The sequence below is a fragment of the Rhizobium sp. NZLR11 genome (genome assembly GCF_019685115.1).
Taxonomy (GTDB): domain Bacteria; phylum Pseudomonadota; class Alphaproteobacteria; order Rhizobiales; family Rhizobiaceae; genus Rhizobium.
The window spans coordinates 147,417-165,509 of sequence record NZ_JABDWD010000007.1; the positions used below are offsets into that span (position 1 = coordinate 147,417).

Annotated in this window: 24 protein-coding genes; 16 read left to right on the forward strand and 8 right to left on the reverse strand. The window is 60.5% G+C overall.

Annotated elements, in window-relative coordinates; all coding sequences use genetic code 11:
• Positions 1–13 precede the first annotated feature (13 nt).
• Entirely contained in the window at positions 14–250 is a 237-nt protein-coding gene (locus HJB83_RS14425; RefSeq protein ID WP_207583368.1) for a hypothetical protein, read from the reverse strand.
• 759 nt (positions 251–1,009) lie between these two features.
• Here HJB83_RS14425 and HJB83_RS14430 point away from each other — a divergent pair.
• A complete protein-coding gene (locus HJB83_RS14430; protein WP_207584273.1) occupies positions 1,010–1,855 on the forward strand; it encodes a dienelactone hydrolase family protein in 846 nt (281 codons plus the stop codon).
• Positions 1,856–2,137: 282 nt separating this feature from the next.
• On the opposite strand, the gene HJB83_RS14435 is transcribed toward HJB83_RS14430, so the two are convergent.
• Positions 2,138–2,695 carry a YidB family protein gene (locus HJB83_RS14435; protein WP_207583367.1) on the reverse strand — a complete coding sequence of 186 codons (558 nt, stop codon included), beginning with the start codon at positions 2,693–2,695 and terminating at the stop codon, positions 2,138–2,140.
• Between the two features lie 294 nt (positions 2,696–2,989).
• Here HJB83_RS14435 and HJB83_RS14440 point away from each other — a divergent pair, with 294 nt between their 5' ends.
• From HJB83_RS14440 to HJB83_RS14470, 7 genes are all read left to right on the forward strand, one after another.
• Positions 2,990–3,319 carry a helix-turn-helix transcriptional regulator gene (locus HJB83_RS14440; protein ID WP_207583366.1) on the forward strand — a complete coding sequence of 110 codons (330 nt, stop codon included), beginning with the start codon at positions 2,990–2,992 and terminating at the stop codon, positions 3,317–3,319.
• Complete coding sequence (locus tag HJB83_RS14445) at positions 3,316–3,780, forward strand: SRPBCC domain-containing protein (RefSeq protein ID WP_221132183.1); 465 nt, start codon at positions 3,316–3,318, stop codon at positions 3,778–3,780. The genes HJB83_RS14440 and HJB83_RS14445 overlap by 4 nt, the downstream gene beginning before the upstream one ends.
• Before the next feature lie 43 nt (positions 3,781–3,823).
• Positions 3,824–4,240 (forward strand): GFA family protein, encoded by a 417-nt coding sequence (locus tag HJB83_RS14450; protein ID WP_207583364.1) that lies wholly within the window; start codon positions 3,824–3,826, stop codon positions 4,238–4,240.
• Between the two features lie 247 nt (positions 4,241–4,487).
• A complete protein-coding gene (locus HJB83_RS14455) occupies positions 4,488–4,838 on the forward strand; it encodes a helix-turn-helix transcriptional regulator (protein ID WP_207583363.1) in 351 nt (116 codons plus the stop codon).
• On the forward strand, positions 4,813–5,292 hold the full coding sequence (locus HJB83_RS14460) for an SRPBCC domain-containing protein (protein WP_221132184.1): 480 nt from the start codon (positions 4,813–4,815) through the stop codon (positions 5,290–5,292). Before HJB83_RS14455 ends, HJB83_RS14460 begins: the two co-directional genes overlap by 26 nt.
• Positions 5,285–5,905 carry a glutathione S-transferase family protein gene (locus HJB83_RS14465; RefSeq protein ID WP_221132185.1) on the forward strand — a complete coding sequence of 207 codons (621 nt, stop codon included), beginning with the start codon at positions 5,285–5,287 and terminating at the stop codon, positions 5,903–5,905. Before HJB83_RS14460 ends, HJB83_RS14465 begins: the two co-directional genes overlap by 8 nt.
• A 28-nt stretch (positions 5,906–5,933) precedes the next feature.
• Positions 5,934–6,179: an isocitrate lyase/phosphoenolpyruvate mutase family protein gene (locus HJB83_RS14470; protein WP_405048993.1), complete on the forward strand. Its 246-nt coding sequence runs from the start codon at positions 5,934–5,936 to the stop codon at positions 6,177–6,179.
• A 67-nt stretch (positions 6,180–6,246) separates the two neighbouring features.
• Here the strand turns inward: HJB83_RS14470 and HJB83_RS14475 are convergent, their stop codons facing one another.
• Positions 6,247–6,783: a hypothetical protein gene (locus tag HJB83_RS14475; RefSeq protein ID WP_207583360.1), complete on the reverse strand. Its 537-nt coding sequence runs from the start codon at positions 6,781–6,783 to the stop codon at positions 6,247–6,249.
• Between the two features lie 412 nt (positions 6,784–7,195).
• Complete coding sequence (locus HJB83_RS14480) at positions 7,196–7,942, reverse strand: glucose 1-dehydrogenase (protein ID WP_207583359.1); 747 nt, start codon at positions 7,940–7,942, stop codon at positions 7,196–7,198.
• 107 nt (positions 7,943–8,049) lie between these two features.
• Between HJB83_RS14480 and HJB83_RS14485 the strand changes: the two genes are divergently transcribed.
• A complete protein-coding gene (locus HJB83_RS14485; protein WP_207583358.1) occupies positions 8,050–8,394 on the forward strand; it encodes a helix-turn-helix transcriptional regulator in 345 nt (114 codons plus the stop codon).
• Between the two features lie 45 nt (positions 8,395–8,439).
• On the opposite strand, the gene HJB83_RS14490 is transcribed toward HJB83_RS14485, so the two are convergent.
• Positions 8,440–8,928, reverse strand: coding sequence for a RidA family protein (locus HJB83_RS14490; protein WP_207583357.1), 489 nt, complete (start codon positions 8,926–8,928; stop codon positions 8,440–8,442).
• A 196-nt stretch (positions 8,929–9,124) separates the two neighbouring features.
• Here HJB83_RS14490 and HJB83_RS14495 point away from each other — a divergent pair, with 196 nt between their 5' ends.
• The 5 genes from HJB83_RS14495 to HJB83_RS14515 all read left to right on the forward strand — a co-directional run bounded on the left by HJB83_RS14495 (position 9,125) and on the right by HJB83_RS14515 (position 14,339).
• A complete protein-coding gene (locus HJB83_RS14495) occupies positions 9,125–9,859 on the forward strand; it encodes a TetR/AcrR family transcriptional regulator (protein ID WP_221117052.1) in 735 nt (244 codons plus the stop codon).
• A 1-nt stretch (position 9,860) separates the two neighbouring features.
• On the forward strand, positions 9,861–10,295 hold the full coding sequence (locus tag HJB83_RS14500; protein ID WP_221117053.1) for a hypothetical protein: 435 nt from the start codon (positions 9,861–9,863) through the stop codon (positions 10,293–10,295).
• Positions 10,296–10,685: 390 nt separating this feature from the next.
• On the forward strand, positions 10,686–11,336 hold the full coding sequence (locus HJB83_RS14505; protein WP_207583355.1) for a pyridoxamine 5'-phosphate oxidase family protein: 651 nt from the start codon (positions 10,686–10,688) through the stop codon (positions 11,334–11,336).
• 100 nt (positions 11,337–11,436) lie between these two features.
• Positions 11,437–12,228, forward strand: a complete 792-nt coding sequence (locus HJB83_RS14510) for an aldolase (protein WP_221117054.1) — start codon at positions 11,437–11,439, stop codon at positions 12,226–12,228.
• Positions 12,229–12,425: 197 nt separating this feature from the next.
• On the forward strand, positions 12,426–14,339 hold the full coding sequence (locus tag HJB83_RS14515) for an adenylate/guanylate cyclase domain-containing protein (RefSeq protein ID WP_221117055.1): 1,914 nt from the start codon (positions 12,426–12,428) through the stop codon (positions 14,337–14,339).
• 48 nt (positions 14,340–14,387) lie between these two features.
• Here HJB83_RS14515 and HJB83_RS14520 read toward each other — a convergent pair whose 3' ends face one another.
• Positions 14,388–14,762 carry a helix-turn-helix domain-containing protein gene (locus HJB83_RS14520; RefSeq protein ID WP_207583352.1) on the reverse strand — a complete coding sequence of 125 codons (375 nt, stop codon included), beginning with the start codon at positions 14,760–14,762 and terminating at the stop codon, positions 14,388–14,390.
• A 45-nt stretch (positions 14,763–14,807) separates the two neighbouring features.
• On the opposite strand from HJB83_RS14520, the gene HJB83_RS14525 reads away from it, so the two are divergent.
• Positions 14,808–15,617: an SDR family NAD(P)-dependent oxidoreductase gene (locus HJB83_RS14525; protein ID WP_207583351.1), complete on the forward strand. Its 810-nt coding sequence runs from the start codon at positions 14,808–14,810 to the stop codon at positions 15,615–15,617.
• 45 nt (positions 15,618–15,662) lie between these two features.
• Here the strand turns inward: HJB83_RS14525 and HJB83_RS14530 are convergent, their stop codons facing one another.
• Together HJB83_RS14530 and HJB83_RS14535 are read right to left on the reverse strand one after the other, a co-directional pair.
• Complete coding sequence (locus HJB83_RS14530) at positions 15,663–16,397, reverse strand: phosphotransferase (protein WP_207583350.1); 735 nt, start codon at positions 16,395–16,397, stop codon at positions 15,663–15,665.
• A gap of 206 nt (positions 16,398–16,603) precedes the next feature.
• A complete protein-coding gene (locus HJB83_RS14535) occupies positions 16,604–17,338 on the reverse strand; it encodes a phosphotransferase family protein (protein ID WP_221132186.1) in 735 nt (244 codons plus the stop codon).
• A 248-nt stretch (positions 17,339–17,586) separates the two neighbouring features.
• Here HJB83_RS14535 and HJB83_RS14540 point away from each other — a divergent pair, with 248 nt between their 5' ends.
• Positions 17,587–18,084, forward strand: coding sequence for a DinB family protein (locus tag HJB83_RS14540; RefSeq protein ID WP_207584272.1), 498 nt, complete (start codon positions 17,587–17,589; stop codon positions 18,082–18,084).
• The last annotated feature ends 9 nt before the right edge of the window (positions 18,085–18,093 follow it).

An 18,093-nucleotide genomic window follows, 5' to 3' on the forward strand; every position in this document is an offset into this window, starting at 1 on the left:
CGCTTCTGAAGGCTCAGAACAGCGCGATGATGTTCGACGCCGTCGTCCCGGTCAGCGCCACGATTGCCGCATGCACCGGCAGGATCGTCCCGGCCGGCACGCTCTTGAAGATCACCGGATCCATATCCCGCCGCGGCGCAATCGCCACATCTCCCGCCGTGCCGATATAGAGCGCGCGCGCCCCGACAATGGCACTATCATTCGGCGTCACCACCGAGGCCCGCGAGGCCGGAGCAATCGAAGGGTCCATTGCAGTTCTCCTTGAAAGGACACAGCCCGACCCGGCTCGATCCCGATGTGATCGAACATGAAGGCTCGGGCGGAAGGGGTGGGGATCGACGACGATCAGAGGACGCTGTCAGGGCCTCGGAAACGGCCGGTGCGCAAATCGTGCAAGTGACGCACGCGACCGCAGGCCGGCGCCGACTTGGTCGATCACCTCTGAATTCAAATCTCGCAGTTTGGATTTACGGTAGTCTTAACTGATCTGCCGGGGGGTGATCAAGGGTTGATCGTGGGTTAGTTTTGAAATCAAGCCTGCCCGACCAATTGGCGGCAGAATGCCATCCGCTATCCAGCAAGTTTGGCAAAACACGCTCCCCAACCTCCGTCCTCCTCGGCCTTGAGCCGAGGATCCATGCCCGCTGCTGATGGAGGCCACCGTGGATCCCCGGGTCAAGCCCGAGGATGACGGAGCAAGGGGTGAGCTCCTTGGGAAACCCGCGGCTGTGCTCAATGACCGTGGCGGCTCGCAAGTCTGGGCGAGTGACGCATGCGGCGGGAAGGACGACGCCGATTTGATCGTCATTCGTTAAGGACTCAAATTTCGCAGCTTGAATTTACGGTAGTCTTAACTGAGCTGCCGGGGGGTGATCAAGGGCTGATCGCGGATCGGTCTAAACTCTGCCCTGCCCATGCCCCAATCGGCAGCAGAACGCCCCATCCGCTTTGCCAACCTTCAGCTCCGGCGTACAATTGGCAGCCTGTCGGTCAAACGGTGGAGGCGTCAGTGAAAACCGCGGGACTTTTTCTTTGCCTTGTCGCTTGTCTCGGCATCACGCTTGCCGAAAACCGGGCCGATGCCGACGAATTGGTGCGGTTCGAAAGCGTGCCCGTCAAGCTGAGCCCCTTCCGGATACGCAAGGCTGGCGAACAAGGAGAAATTATCTCCCAACCGCAAGGCACGCCATTGCTGGGTTATCTGTCCCGCCCCCAGGGTCAAGGCCCCTTCCCGGCCATCGTCGTCATGCATGGATGCGATGGCCTGCGGTTGAGCGTCAAAGACCTTTGGCCGAAACGGCTGGTCTCATGGGGGTACGTCGTGCTGGTCGTCGATAGTTTCACCACCCGCAATATCAAGGACACCTGTCAAAGCACTCTCCCCGACCGGGTCTTCGACGCCTATGGGGCTTTGGATTTCTTATCGAAATCGAGTTTTGTCGACGTGCAGCGCGTCGCGCTGATGGGCTTTTCGGCGGGCGGCACCGCGACGCTGGAGGGAACGAAAATCGAAGGTAACGAACAGCTGATGGATCACAAATTCAGGGCGGCGGTTGCCTACTATCCGGTCTGCGCAGCCAGTCAGGGCGATGCGACGGTGCCGATCCTGATTTTGAGTGGCGAACGAGACAATTGGAGCCCAACGGAACCATGCCGGAAGAGGCTTGCCAATCTGACTGACGATAGTCCGCCGATCGAGCTGAATATCTACAAGGGTACCTATCACGATTTCGATGCCCCGGAGTTTGCAGTGGGAAGGCGGGTGTTCGGTCATATCGAAAAATACGATCCGGACGCCGCAGCAAAATCCATCCGCAGCGTTCACACATTCCTTCGAAAGTATCTCTCGAACTAACGGGAAACTCCGCGATCTGGTGCGACATCGTAATGCGCCAGCGGCGAGTGTGGCAGCAGCGCACCCCCAATCTCCGTCATTCCAGGCCTTGAGCCTGGAATCCATGCCCGCTGCTGATGGGGCCGGCATGGATCCTCGGGTCAAGCCCGAGGAGGACGGAGGGTGGGGTGAGCTACGCGGCAAATCACGACGTATGGCGGAATATAAGGGCAATTGCGCTTCCCGATCGCCCTCGCAACACGCGCCGGCTGCCTGCCGGCCGCGCGCCCATTTACCCAGGATTTAGATGCTGCTCGGCCGTGCCGACGTGGTCGAACTGCTCGCCGAAGACAAAAAGTCTTCTTCGGCGCTCGGCAGCTTGCCCTGCGGCGTCAGGTCGTCGACGGCCTTGGGGAGATCGCGGCTCAATCGGCCAAGAATCTCCTCGTGCGAAAGGCCGGTATTTTGAGCAATTTCGTTCAGAACATCCGGACCGAGGGCTTCGGCGAGCTGGCCGTCATTGATCTCGGCATTCTCGCCGGGCTTGACCCACGAGTCGATCTTGTCGCCGTGGCCGTTCTGCTGAAAGGTCTTGAGGAGATCGCCGAGACCGCCGCTGACGATGCCGCCGGAGGTGAGACCGCCGAGAAGGCCGCCCAAACCACCCGAGCCGCCCAGCCCGCCGAGGATGCCGCCGAGCCCGCCCGGCTGCTGGCCTCCGGCACCGGCCTGCTGCTGGCCTCCGGGGCCGGCCTGCTGCGGGTTCTGCATGCCGCGCAGGAGTTCCCCGATCTTGTCTCTGTTCTGATAGCCGGCAAGGGCAAGAACGGCGAGAAGCGCCTTCAATTGACCGCTCATCATGATGAATCCTCCCATGGTTTTCCAAAGCGCAGCCGACCCAAGCAGAGTGCTGCATGGGCAGCAATGTCCAGAGCGCCCAAAGGTTCCGCGCCAGGCGCTTAAAGCCCGGCCGTTCACCCTGCCACAGACGCCGCAGATCAGATTTCCGGGCAGCCGCGCCGGTTGGCAAAGGTCGTTCCTCAACGCAAAGAAGACGCGTGGCGGGCGCGGGCTAATCGATGCGGCCACTTCACCGTCCCTCTATCAAACTAATTAGCATTGACTCATCAATTAGTCCACGCTATTGCTTTCCTCATGATCGAAACCGCCTCCATTACCGCCGTCATGCGCGCCCTTGCCGATCCCACCCGGCGGGCAGTGTTCGAACTGATCGTCCGCTCCGACGAGATCACCGTCGTCGAACTGACGCGTGCAGGCCACGTCACCCAAGGCGCCGTTTCCCAACACCTCAAGGCGCTGAAGCAGGCGGGGCTTGTCACTGAGCGTCCCGAAGGCCGAAAGGTCTATTACCGTGCCGCCCCTGATGGCCTCGAGCCGCTTGTCGACTGGATGAGCCATTACGGCCTCTTCTGGCGCGAACGCTTTGCCGATCTCAGAACATTGCTGAAGGAAATCGATCCATGAACGAGACCGCATTGAAGCCCGACACGCAGGAGATCGTGATCGACGAGATCTTCCCGCATCAGCCGGAGACGCTCTGGAAAACATTGACCACGGCCAGTCTGATGGGCCGCTGGCTGATGGTGCCGGCCGGTTTCGAGCCGGTGGAAGGCAAATGCTTCACCTACGAGACGACGCCGGCCGGCGCCTGGGACGGCACCATTCACTGCCAGGTGCTGGAGGTGACGGAAAACGAACGTCTGGCCTATGCCTGGAAAGGCGGGCATGCGGAGAACGCCGGATATGGCTCGCCGCTCGATACCGTGGTCACCTTCATCCTGACCAGGGTCGAAAAGGGCACGCGGCTGCGCCTCATCCATTCCGGCTTCGTGCTGCCTCGCAACGAAACCGCCTTCCAGAAAATGGGCGAAGGCTGGAAGAAGGTCGTCCAGAACATCGGCGCCATCGCCGACGGCAAGAACTGAGGCGACCAACCCGTCGTCCAACAACCCTTATCAGGAGAGAGACATGAGCAAGCCCTACACCGGCGGCTGCGCCTGCGGTGCGATCCATTATGAGATCGCAGCCGAACCGATCGCGATGAATGACTGCCAGTGCCGCGACTGCCAGAAGACCAGCGGCACTGGGCACGGCTCCTATCTGACCTTCCCGAGCCGGCAGGCGGTGAAGCTTGAAGGCCAGGCGACGCATTGGGACATGGTCGCCGACAATGGCAACGTCAAGACCCGCGGCTTCTGCCCCGCCTGCGGCGCACCGGTCTACCTGACCTTCTCCTACATGCCCGACTTCTTCACCATCCATGCCGCCAGCCTCAACGATCCCGATAGATACCAGCCCGAGATGGTGACCTACACCCAGAGCGGCCTTGGCTGGGACCAGGTCGATCCGACCGCGGCGAAATTCGAAACGATGCCGCCGATGTGATCTGGGCCAGCGGAAGTCGCGCGCTTCTTGTTCACGCGATCTGAACAGCAGATGCCGTATTCGCAGGAAAGCTGGGCACCACATTTGGCCCAGTTTTTCCCGTTGCGGGATCTGCAGACGCGGGACTTCCCGCTTCGTTGCCAACGGGTGAGTTTCTTTCCCGTCACTGCCAATCTACCGCAAAATTGCCTTTGACATTTCGCTCCATAGAATATATCCATGTGGCTATATAGCTGTATGGTGATATATGGACGACAGGCTCGATGCGATTTTCTCCGCACTCTCCGATCCCACAAGGAGAGCAATTCTTGGGCGGCTTGCTCACGGCAAGGCGACCGTGGCCGAACTCGCTGATCCCTTCGAGTTGTCTCAGCCTGCCATATCAAAGCATCTCAAGGTCCTGGAACAGGCCGGATTGATCCGCTCCGGCCGTGAAGCGAATTCGCGTCCCCGCGTCCTTGAGCCGGACGCGTTGAAGACAATCGCTGATTGGATCGCCGATTACCGACGCTTCTGGGATCAAAGCTTTGATCGTCTCGATGACTATCTGTCCAAGGTACAAGGATACGAAAATGACAAATCCGGAGATCGACACTGACAACACCCGCGACCTGGTTCTTGTGCGAAGGTTCGATGCCCCATGCGATCTCGTTTTCAGGGCATGGACCGACCCGAAAGCGTTGGCGCAATGGAGTGGTCCTCACGGTTTCAAGGCGGTGGGCGACGAGCTTGAAGTCCGGGCGGGCGGTAGACACCGCGCCTGTCTGATCGCGCCAGGTGGAGAAGAGCACTGGGTCGGCGGAAAATACCTGGAGGTCGAGCCGCCACACAGGCTTGTCTTCACACATGCCTGGGAGAGCGGGACCGGCGAAAATAGCCCGGAAACGGTCGTCACGATCACGTTCAGGGAAAGCGACGGAGGCACTGAAATGACTTTTCGGCAGAGTGGATTTGAAAGCGCATCATCGCTTGAGGGTCATGAAGCCGGTTGGTCGCAAAGCCTCGAGCGATTGGGCGTTTTTCTAGAATCCGAAGGACCGGATCATGCGTAAGGCGGCGATGAAACTATACTATTGCGAGACGCTCAATCCTCGGAAGGCCTGCGCCGCCGCTCGTTTTCTTAAAGCCGACGTCGAGTTCGTCAGGATTGACCTGGCAAGCGGAGAACAGCGCACCGCAGAATTCCTGGCGCTTAACCCGAACGGGAAAGTCCCGGTGTTGCAGGATGACGCCGGAACCTTGTGGGAAGCGAATGCCATCATGTGCAGGCTGTCTGACAGCGTTGCATCGGATTTCTGGCCGCATGACCACCGGCAGATCGACGTGCTCCGCTGGTTGAGTTGGGATGCCAGTCATTTTACCCGGCACGGGGCAACACTGTGGTTTGAAACCTTGATCAAGCCGTTGTTCGGTGGAGAGCCTGACGTCGGCCTGATCGAAGATGCGAAGACGAATTTTCGTCACCATGGCCGCGTGCTGGACGATCATTTGGCGAGGAACAGCGTCGCCGTCGGGAAGACCCTGACCGTTGCGGATTTCGCGCTGGCCGCTGCACTTCCTTATGCAGCCGCCGCCGAGATTCCCCTCGCCAAGTTTCGGCATATCCAAACCTGGTACGAACGGCTTGAAGAACTGGATGCGTGGCGAAACCCTTTCCCGGCGTAGGAGCGCACCGGCGAAGGACCCCTTGCGTGTGAAAGGCGTTGTCAACGTGGTCATGGGCTTACGCGGACCGAGTTACTCCGTTGCCGAACTCTCGGCCGGCGGCGTGCGGCGAGTTAGTGTCGGCGGATCGTTTGCGCGGGCAGCACTCGGGGCTTTGATGCGGGCCGCCGAGGAAGTGAGATCAGCCGGCACGTTTGGCTATGCCGTCGACGCGCTCCCGGCTGCTGTCATCGGCCAGCTGATGTCACAGGGAAAACGCCGTGACAGGCAATGAGCCAAAGCGCGGGCCACGCGTCCGGCAATGCGATCAAGGCGTCAGTTGCAAGCGGATGAAGTTTTGCCTAAGGCGCTTTAACGACCGAAGTCTCGACCCACGCATTCGAAACGTCTTGCGGCGTGCCACTGTTTGTGACCACCACAGTCATCCACGTGTTTTGGCCCTCTATCAAATAGGCCGTGCCGCTTTGCCTGCGCTCTTTCGTTATCTGACCCAGCGAGGCTGCAGAGAGCCCAGCTTCGAAGGCTTCAAGCTCAACGTTGGAACAATGCATCCCTTCCTGACCACCCTTGCCCAAGGCTAAGACAAAATTGAACGAGCAAGTGGCAGAAAAGAGGTTTCGGTATTCCCGAAAAAGCATGGCGAACCGCTGCCCGCTCGGCATCGTGTAAACCTCGCTGCCGGTTCTTGGCTCCGAGCTTGCATTGGGCGGAGAAGAAATCGCGTCGACTTTCCAATCGCCTCGATCAACGCCGCTGTGCAGGGCAGCCAGGCTTCGGCCATTCAATACGCAGAGCTTCAAGGTATCGTCGAGAGGACACGCAACCGCTCCCACCTGGCTCGATATGATTATAATCGCCAAAGCTGCAATCAAACGCACGCGCTCAATCCCCAAATCACCCTGTCGGCACCGTAGTTTGGATGCTGGAGAAAGCAAGACAGCAGCCAGGCAAACACCCGCGGTGAAGCTTGAAGGCCAGGCGACGCATTGGGAAGTCGCCGGCGACAGCGACAATATCAGGAAAGCGCGGCTTCCACCTGGGACGCGGCGCGTCTTGGACGCGGTTCTGGCGATATTGCGCAATCGATCACGCGATATCTTTCCCTGGTCCGTGCCGCAGGCACCCGGGTAAAACCGTCAAGCGAAAGCTCAGGAGAGCCGCATCCTAAGGCGCGGGGGCCGAAGGCCGGAGCCTCGAAGGAGGGGGCGGGTGCCGCAAGGCCGCGGCAACCTCCCGTTTCTCTGGCTGGGAGCGCGCGCCCGGCAAGGCGCGCGCAACCTTCAACCAGCCTTAGCGAAAGCCGCCGCTGGCATTCAGCCGTTCGCCGGTCAGCCAGCGGGCGTCGTCGGAAGCGAGGAAGACCGCGACGCCGGCAATATCGTCCGGCTGGCCGACGCGGCCGAGTGGCGTCTGGCCGACGATGACCTGCTGGAAATCCGAGCCGATGACGCCGGCGGTGTGCGTGCCCTCGGTCTCGACCATTCCCGGCAGGATGGCGTTGACGCGGATTTTGCGTGGGCCGAGTTCCTTGGCAAGCACGCTGTTGATGCCTTCCACGGCTCCCTTGGTGCCGGTGTAGACCGCAGAGGCCGGCGGCGCCATGCTGGTGACCACCGATGAGATGTTGATGACGCTGCCACCCTCGCCGAGATGCTTGACCGCCGCCTGGGTGGTCAAAAGAAGGCCGAGCACGTTGACGTCGAACATGCGGTGATAATGTTCCTCGGTCACCTCATCGATCGGCGCGAATTCGTAGACACCGGAGTTGTTGACCAGCACGTCGAGCTTGCCGAACTCCCTGACGGCGGCATCGACCAAGCCCTGTGCCTGCTCGGCCTTGGAAACATCGCCCTGTACCGCGATCGCCTTGCCGCCGGCGGCGCTGATCGCCTCAACCACCGCGTCTGCCCCGGCCTTGCTCGAAGCGTAGTTCACCACCACTTGCGCACCTTCCGCCGCAAGGGCCTTGGCAATCGCGGCACCGATGCCCTTGGAGGCCCCGGTTACCACAGCGACCTTTCCCGTGAGCTTTGCCATATCCAATTCCTTCTGACCCGGACTGCCATCGACACTGACGGCCTTGTTCCGTAGTTCAGAAATTCGGAACTGTTGATCTTAATGTCAAGGGTCGCTATATAAAATTCATGAGACCGCTCTTTCACCCAGCATTAGAGGACATCCGCCCCGAAGCGGTCCTTTATGCGCTTTCCGATCCGGAGCGCGCCGCAATTTTCGCGTGGCTTTCCGGCGCCGGCTGCGGCGGGACCTGTTCTGCGCTGGGCCAGCTCGGCGAGCGGGTCATCCCGAAGTCGTCGCTGTCGAACCACTTCAAAGTGCTGCGCGAGTCCGGGCTGATCCTGAGCGAGCGCCAGGGCGTGGAGATGCGCAATCAAACCCGCTGCGCCGAGCTGGACGAGCGCTTCCCGGGCTTGATCAAGGCCATTCTGACGGCTTACAAACAGCTTCCCGGGCAGCCGGAGGCAGATTGACGGGCGGACTGCCGGAGCTTGCGCCGCCCGCTATTCCAGCCATCCTTATTCCAAGATGACGACGGCTTCGACCTCGAAGAGCATGGGGTCGATCGCCAGCTTGGGAACGGGAATCAACGTCTGCGCCGGCAGTGCAGCGCCGAACATCTCCCTGACGTTCTCCGTCAACACTTGAAGCTTGGACATATCGTGATCGACCACGAAGACCGTCAGCTTGGCGACCTGATCGGGCCTGGCGCCAAGCGCATCGAGGGCAGTGCGCAGATTGGCGTAGGCCTGCTTCACCTGGACGGCGAAGTCTGGCGACAAGGCGCCGGTGCTGTCCTGGCCGCCCTGTCCGGAGATGTAGGCCAGCCGGCCTTCCCTCGGCACGATCACCGCCGTGCTGTAGCCGTTCGGCGAGGGATCGTAGAGGTTTTTCGGATTGACGATGGTCAGCTTGAGATCGTTCTCGTTGGCTTTCGTCGCAGCGGAAATTCCGATGGTCATGATGATGAGCCCTCCGATGAGCAGATGCGTGATTGCGCGTGACATGAATTCTCTTGGGCGTTGAGGACTGAGGGGAACCTCCCCCACGGCCTGCAGGTTTGAACGTCGAATTGTTGCCTATACGATTGGCTCGTACATTGTACGATTAACTCGCATCGTACAATGTACGAGTCAATCCGTCAGCATCGACATTCGTCGCTTTGTCGGCTTAAATTGACGTTTTGTTCACTAAGGAAATCGGATGGCAGCCAAACGCAGCGGCGCTCGGAGCAAGCAGTCTCAACGGAAAACTCCGTTGCCCCAGTCCGGGCCTGAACCGCGCCATGAACCGCCTCTTTCTCTCGAACGGATCGTCGCGACGGCGGTCGAACTGCTGGATACCGAAGGGCTGGACGGATTGAAGATGCGTCGGCTGGCCGATCGCCTCGGGGCCGGCGCGATGAGCCTCTATTGGCACGTCGGCAACAAGGAGCAGGTCTTTGATCTGGCGCTCGATTCGGTGCTCGAATATCGCGGCCCGGCGCCAATCGATGCGTCGGAAGACTGGCGCGGCGACGTGGTTCACATGCTTGAAGACTGGCGTGCCGGCATGCTGCGCCATCCCTGGTCGGCATCGCTCTTGCCGCGCCGGGCGCTCGGCCCGAACATCCTTTCTCGCCTGGAACTGCTGGGCAGAACCTTGTCCAGAGCCGGCGTGGCGGACGCGGATTTGAACGTCGCAATATGGTCGCTGTGGAACTATGTGATCGGCGCCACCACCACAAGGGCAAGCTTCGAGCTCTCGGACGAGGACAGAGCCGCCGCGCAGCAGCGCCTCGCAAGCCTCAGCCAACACTACCCGACAATCGAACGCTCCCGGCTGCTGCTGGACAATGACTGGGACGGTGCTTTCAGCAAAGGCCTCGACTTCCTGCTCGATGGCCTCGTTCCCAAACAAGGAAAGTCGTCGCGCCTGGAAAATGTGGGAGGGAAGTGATTTGTTTCGTTATGTCTGCGGCGTAATATTTGCCTGCGTGCCGCTTGTTGCCGCCAATGCCGAATCTCCCAAATTTTGCCGAAACAGTATCAAGCTGAACGAACCGATCGAGACGCGATTCATGGGAATCGACTACGCACTGATGGTGCATGTCCTGGCGGAGAAATATTGCGGGGCAGAGCCGAAGCCGATGCGTCCACGATTTTTGGGATATATCCAAAAGCAGGGCTGTCCTCCAGGAACGCAGATATATTCGGACGTTGAGGAGGCGATCGCAAAATTGGAGGGAGCGAGCTTGCAGTTTCTCGCTGAAACTGAAGTCCCTGACCTACCGATTTCCGAACGGCAGGCGCAGGAGTGGGCATCAAGCGTTACGAAAGAGCTTGGGGGATGCGACGCACTGAAAAACGCTCATGATGCCGAGCTTCAGCGGTAAGGCACAGACGCCATTTCTTTCCGACCAGCCACACAGATATATCCTTTGGCAAAACGCCCCCCACCCTCCGTCATCCCGGGCATTGAGCCTGGGATCCATGCCCGTCGCGGATTGAGGCGGCGTGGATCCTCGGGTCAAGCCCGAGGAGGACGGAGGGTGGGATGAGCCTCGTGAATCCAGCGACGTGTGGTGCAAGAAAAGTGTCATTACCCCCACGGCCCAGCCTCGATTATCGCCGGTACTGTCGAGTGCGCCGGCGGCGGGTCTGGCGAAACCGCTCCCACCCTCTGCCGCGTTACGGACATTGACAAACCGCGACATTATGAGGTACGTACATCATTATGGCGCAAGGCTGATCAAGCCAATAACGCAACTCGAAAGGCAAATGGAATGAAGGAGTTCAAGGTCAATCCAGATTTCGCCATAAGAGATGAGCGAGCTCTTCGAGGTCTGTTCGAGGCGACACATGCTCTGGCCATTCAGAAGTGTCAGGACACTATCGGCAAACATGCGCAAGAATTTATCAGGCGTTCGCCATTCCTGTGCATCGGCACGCAGAGCCCGGATGGAAAAGCCGATGTCAGCCCCCGCGGTGATCCTGTGGGCTTCGTCAAAATACTTGACGAGCGGACGCTGGCGATACCGGACCGGCCCGGCAATAACCGCCTCGACACCTTAGTCAATATTCTCGCCAATCCGAGCGTCGGGCTGTTGTTCATCATTCCGGGCTTTGACGACACATTGCGCGTGAATGGCTACGCCACTTTGATGACTGACCCTGAACTTCTGCAAAGCATGAGTGTCAACGACCGCGCTCCCAAACTCGCGATCGTCGTCAAGGTGAATGAGGTTTTTCTTCACTGCGCCAAGGCCTTCCGGCGCTCGCACTTGTGGAACCCGGATCATCTTCAGGATCGCACCGAGATGCCGTCCCTTGTAAAGATCATTCTGGATGAGACGACTGGCGCGCCAAGCGATGAGGATGAGATGCGGAAAATCGATGCCGATCTCGAAGATGCATACAAGCGGACGCTTTATTAACCGGCACGCTTGCGTTTCATTCCAGCCGGCTTGATGCCAGGGTCATGCGGGCGTAATTCAAATAACCGCCCTCTCCGCGACACCCATCTGAAACGATCCCATGGCCCACTCGCTCAACACGACCCCCTCGCCTGCCGCCGGCCCCAACCAGCCGAAACTCGATACGGAGGAAATCTGGCAGGCGCGCGTGGATCTGGCGGCCTGCTTCCGGATGGCGGCGCGGCTCGCCATGGAGGAAGGGATCTGCAACCACTTCTCGGCGGTGGTTCCCGGCTATGACGACCTGTTCATCGTCAACCCCTACGGCTACGCTTTCGCCGAACTGACGGCTTCGATGTTGTTGATCTGCGATTTTCACGGCAACGTCGTGTCGGGCAGCGGTCAGCCCGAGGCCACCGCCTTTTACATCCACGCCAGGATCCATAAGAACATTCCGCGCGCCAAGGCGGCGTTCCACACGCATATGCCCTATGCCACCGCCCTTTCGATGACCGAAGGCGATCCGCTGATCTTTGCAGGGCAGACCGCGTTGAAATTCTATGGACGCACGGCCGTCGACCGGGATTACAACGGTCTGGCGCTCGACGCGCGCGAGGGCGATCGCATCGCTGCAGCGATCGGCGATGCCGACATCGTCTTCATGAAGCACCATGGCGTGATGGTCTGCGCAGCCAATATCGCCGAGGCCTGGGACGACCTCTATTATCTCGAGCGCGCCTGCGAGGTGCAGACGCTCGCCCTGTCGACCGGGCGCCAGGTCCTTGCCGTCGCGCCTGAGATCGCCGAAGCGGCGTATCGGCAGATGCGCGAAGGAGATCCGGAGTCGGCCCGGCTCCATCTGGAGGCGGTGAAACGCGCGCTCGATCGCAGCGAGCCCGACTATAAGCGCTGAGCCCTCGCGACATTCTGCAGCGACAGCGAAGTTCTCTCCAGGGCGGGAGAACTGATATCACCGGCTTGTGCAAGCCTTCAAAAAGCAGTTAGCTGGCATCGTTGGGTCTGTTCATTCCTGCTTGCCGAAGACAGGCCCCACAAGACGGGCATTGAGCTATAACTGCCGAGACGTGTCCGCATTTCGGGGGAAATCGCGTGCGCTGGTCCAAACCCCTAAGACTGCATCTCGGCGTCCTGGTCGTCGCGTCGCTGCTTTGCACGTCGGCGCCGATCATCTGGATGGCATTCAGCCACGGAAGCGATGCTGCGGTCAGCGCCGGCGCGCAGCAGATGCGCGCGATGAGCTTGCGGCTGATCGAGGGATACCGGAATACGCTGCAGGGCGGCACCGAGGCCGTGGCGCTGGCATCCACCCTGCCGCAGCTCGTTTCGCCACCGCCTCAGGATATCAAGGCAAAACAGCAATTCTTTCAGGAGGTTCTGCGCAACGTCCCGAACGCTACCAGCGTTTACGCCGGCTATCCCGATGGCTCCTACCTGCAGGTGATCAATACTGCCCGGCGCGACGTCCGCCAGACGCTTGCCGCACCCGATGGCACGGCCTTCGCGATCAGAATGATCGCACGCAGACAAGCGGCCGACATCATCTCGACGCTTGGTTTTCTCGATCGGGATGCACTAGTGATCGGGGAGCGGAATGGCGAGGATACATCTTACGATCCGCGGCAACGCCCCTGGTATCAATCGGTCGTTCAAGACGGCGTGCCGGTTTCCGTCGGACCCTATGTCACCCGACCTCTCAATGTTCCGACGCTGACGATCGCAGCCCCGATGCGGGACGATGGCCAGGTGGTCCTCGGCATCAACATTCACCTGCAGACCGTCAGCCGCCTGCTGGACGCAGGTCAGATTTCACCGCGAGCCCGGGCTTACATCGTCGATGCCGGCGGCAATCTCGTTGCCCATTCCGACCCTACTATCATGAGCAGGATCATCGGATTATGGTCGAGAACATCAGGCGCCTTTGCCGTAACGGCAAACAGTTTCGACCCGAGCCTCGAAACCGTGGCGCGGCTCAGGCAGGATCCGGCCTTTGCAGGCGGCGGCCTGGCACGGGTCGATTTCGATGGCGAAACCTATCTGGTGCAGATCGCCCCGGTCAGCGTGTCCGGCCTGTTCGAGGGCAGCGTGGCGGCAATCGTCGTGCCGCTGGAGGACCTGGTGGCGGAGGCCAATCGGCTGTTGCTGCGCAACCTGTTCATTGCCGCCGCCTTCGTGATCGCCGGTGTCGCCGCATCGGTCCTGCTGTCCCGCATGGTCAGCATCTCTCTCTATCGCCTGGCCGACGAGGCGCGCAGGATCGGCGATCTGGATGTCGGCGAGCAAGGTGTGTCGCATTCGTGGATATCGGAGATCAACACGCTGGCGACCGCGCTGGCGGCAAGCCGCCATGCCATCCGCCAGTTTGCCCTCTTCGTTCCGCGTGAAGTGGTTCGGCGGATCGTCAGTCCGGAAGGAAGGACGGTCGTCACGGCGAAGCGACAGGATGTGACGGTGCTGTTCACCGATATCAGAGACTTCACGACCATCTCCGAGCAGCATTCGCCCGAGGACGTGGTCGATATACTCTCGGCCTATTTCGAGCTGCTGAACACCATCGCCGAGCGCAATGGCGGGACAGTCGTGCAATATCTCGGCGATTCCATTTTCGTCATGTGGAATGCCCCGGTTGAAGATATCAGCCATGCCGAAAACGGCTGCCGATGTGCGCTGGCCATGAAAGCGGCGGTCGACGGCTTGAACGACGCCAATCGCAGGAATGGCCGCCCCGAACTGTTCACGCGATTTGGATTGAACACCGGCCCGGCCGTCGTCGGCAGCTTCGGAGCGATTTCGCGCCAGCAGTACACGGCCATGGGCGATACGATCAATATCGCCTCACGGCTGGAAGGCATGAACAGGGAGCTGAACACATCGATCCTGGTGAGTGCCGCCACCCGCGACGCCGTCGCCGATCGCTTCGACTTTCGCCCGTTCGGCCTGGCTGAGGTCAAGGGACGCGCCGAGAAGGTCGACATATGGGAGCTTGTCGGGGAAATCGGCGCCTAAAGCCTAGCGCGCGATGGCCTGCCCCGGTTGTGAAAGCAGCGCCCAGCCTTATCGGGAATGAGAGCGGGAAAATTCCCGGAGCGCGATCATCACCGGCATCAGGCCGCGGCCGGCATCGGTCAGCCGATATTCGACATGCGGCGGCTGCTCGCCAAAGTCTTGCCTCGCCACCAGCTCGTCGTTCTCCAGCTCCCGAAGATGTTGCGTCAGCATCTTCTGGGAGATGTCTGGAATGTCGCGCATCAGCTGCGACGTCCGCATCGATGGCGCGGCGAACAGACGAAACAGGATCGGCAGCTTCCATCGTCCGCTGATCATGCGCAGGACCCTGGTGACATGGGCAACCGATCCATCCGGCCCGAGGCAGGCATGCCTTTCCCCCCGGTCCATGGGCACTTTTAAGTGCGTAATTGCCTCATCCATCGTCCTGTCCTCTTAATCCGATCTCTCAAACATAGGAGTTGCGCCGTGGATTTGAAACTTGATGGGAAGGTTGCGCTGGTCACCGGCAGCAGCAAGGGCATCGGCGAAGGCGTAGCTCGAGGGCTGGCGCGCGAGGGCGCCATCGTCATCGTCCACGGCCGCAACAGGACGAAGACCGAGGAGGTCGCTCACGATATCATCACCGGCGGCGGGCGGGCGCATACGGTGATCGGCGACCTGACGGATGAAGACGCTGTGCAACGCCTGGCCGAGGAGGCGCAGGCCTTCGTTCGCCCCGTCGAGATTGTCGTCAACAATGCCGGCGGCTCCGGTGGAACGGAAGACTGGGCGACGGCGCGGCCGGAGACATGGGCGGCGAGCTATGACCGGAATGTGCTTGCGGCTCTCAGGATCACCACCCGGCTGTTGCCGGCCATGCGGGAGGCGAAATGGGGAAGGATCGTCAACATCTCCAGCCTTGCCGGGCTGATGCCTCCGCCCAGGAAGCCGGACTATGCGGCGGCAAAGGCGGCGATGATCGCAATGACCGCCTCGCTCGCCAAGGCCGTCGCCATGGACGGCATTACCGCAAATACCGTTTCACCCGGGACGATCCATAGCATCAGCCTCGATGAAGCCTTCCGCAAGGCTGCGATCAGCCAGGGGCTTGCCCCGGATGCGCCGTGGACGGAGATCGAGCAGAGCGTGCTGCCGATGTTCGCCCAGGTGCCGATCGGACGGGTGGGAACGCTCGAGGAGATTGCCGACGCCATCTGCTTCCTCGCCAGCCCGCGCGCCGGTTATATCACCGGCACAAACCTGCGGCTCGATGGCGGGGTCTGGCCTGGGCTCTAGCCTTCTCTTGGGGTTGAGGCCGCGCCATACTTGGCGGGCCGTTGCTTAGACCGCTCGAACTTCGGCAAGTCGCTTGATAGCGTATTCGTCCTCCCAGCAGACGGCGGCTTCCCATGCGGCCGATGCTTGGGCGGCAATGTCATTGGCACTGCCTTCCAGACCGGCGGCATTGTAGGGCAGGACGAGGTCAAGGTCGGGGACGTCAACATGCGACTCATCCCAGTCGATCAGTGCGACGCGGTTCGCGGTCATGCGGATGTTGCCAGGGTTATTGGGGTTGCCGTGGACGACGCTTGTCTCGCGACCGATAAGCCGCGCCCACGCCGCTCGGCATCGAGCGACGCCATTTGGCGGCATCGCGGCAAGATCGATCCTCGTCCCGGTTTCGGCGTGCAGGAGGTCAGTCGAGGATCGCCAACCGGGGCGCTGCTGCCAGCCCTGCGTCAACCGATGCAGCTCGCGGAGTGTCTCGGCCACGCGACGCCAGTCGGCCTCCGTCTCGGGTGGCCCGCCATGGATGTATTCCATCACCATCAGGCCATCGGCGAACAGGCGGCCATCGGCCGTCGGGATCGGCACCGGCACGCTCAGACCTTCGCTGTCAAGATGGCGTAGGAGCTCGGCCTCCCACGCGAGATCAGCGTCGCTCCTGATACCCAGACGACCGACTGCAAGTTGCCCGTGGACGCGAACGCTCCAGACATCATTGGCAACTCCGCCAGAGAGCTTTTCGATGCGAGCCGCGTCTTTGTCCCACAGCTCTAGTGCTTCCCATCCCACTAGCGGCATCCTCGACTAACCCGATGCGACTTGCGTAAACCAAGCTCCCGATCGGCACAAGTCGGACCAGCTCGGCCAAGACGACGCTGCTAAGCTGCCACTGGTCGGTCGCAGATCGCACGGCAGTCCTGGACCAATTAGCAGGCGAGAGGTTCTGGCAGAAACGGGCCAACGGATACATGCCTGGTATTGCCGACACAGGCCCCTCAGCGACCTGCGTTGATATCACCAGCGAGGAGGAGCAATTCGGCTTCCTCATCCGGCACGCCCTCCGCCAGGCGCGCCGCGGCGACCGGCGACAGCCAGGCGAATACATCGTGGGCCTTTATCCCAGCTTCGGAAACGTAGGCTTCGACATAGTCGTTCGCCAATTCGGGCGCAGCATGGCGCAACAAAACATACGTCCGGCACACGTCCGCTAACGGATCGCCCGTGCAGGCATCGAGCCAATCCACCACGATATCTCCAATCACGTTCCATGGATGGAAGTCTCCGTGACAGAGGCAGTCGCCGTCCGGCAAGTCATGAAGTTGGCGAATTAGCCGCTCACGCAGCGCATCGTCCAACAAACTGGCGCGTCGAATATTGGCCGCCAGTCTGGACTTCATGGAAGTCAGTCCATGACCGTGACATGCGTGAATTTGGCGATGTAACCGCGCCATCTTGTTGAGCATCGGCATCCGGTCCGTGGATGGCATCACATCGCCTAAACACGGACCTTGCACCCGGTCCATGACCACGCCCCAGCGGCCATCATATTCATTCACGGCATGAACTCTAGGAGCGGATAACCCATTCCTCTCGACGACAGCAAGGTGAGCAGCCTCTCTGAATGAGGATGCTTTCGACACTTCCGGCTTGTAGAGCTTGAGTGCCAGTTCTCCGAATGCGAACACCTCGGCTTCCTTGCCGACGCCAAGCAAACACCCGATTTCGTTCATGGCGAATCCAACTTATCAGTTCTCTCTCCTGCCACGATATAGGACGTTGCGGCGCGAACGCTGAGGATTTTGCGGGCGGGCTGACCTGTCACTTCGCGACGGCACCACAAGACTGCAAAGGGCCAAGAGCGATCATGACGCAGAAGCGCCCCTTGCTGTCATCGCAACAGTCAGCAACAACCCCTATGGGTTTTTCCGACCATTCGCCTATCTCCACCCAACATCGCCAACCATTGGAGCCCGAGACAATGATCTCAGCCGGATATTGCCGACTTATGGCCCGTTACAACAGCTGGCAGAACAGCTCTCTGGTGACTGCCGCCGATGGGCTTACGCCTGCGGAGCGCTGGAAGGATCGAGGGGCGTTCTTCCAATCGATCGCCGCGACGCTGAACCATCTTTATTGGGCCGACGCCCTGATACTGGAGCGATTGAAGGGCAATGGGCGCCCCGAGGAAACCATCAAGCACTCGCTGACAAGCCCATCGGATTGGGATGAGTTCAAGACACTGCGTCTGCAACGCAATGCGGAAATCGAAGCGTGGGCCGCAGGATTGCGCGACGCAGAGCTTGACGGCATGCTCGTCTGGTATCCCGGCGATGGTGCAACGCGGGTCGAGAGGCCAAAGGCGCACTGTGCCGTCGAACTGTTCAACCACCAGACCCACCACCGCGGCCAGGTGCACGCGATGTTGACGGCAGCGGGTGCAAAACCGGAGCCGACCGACCTTTCGCGTCTGCCATAGCCTGTCCGC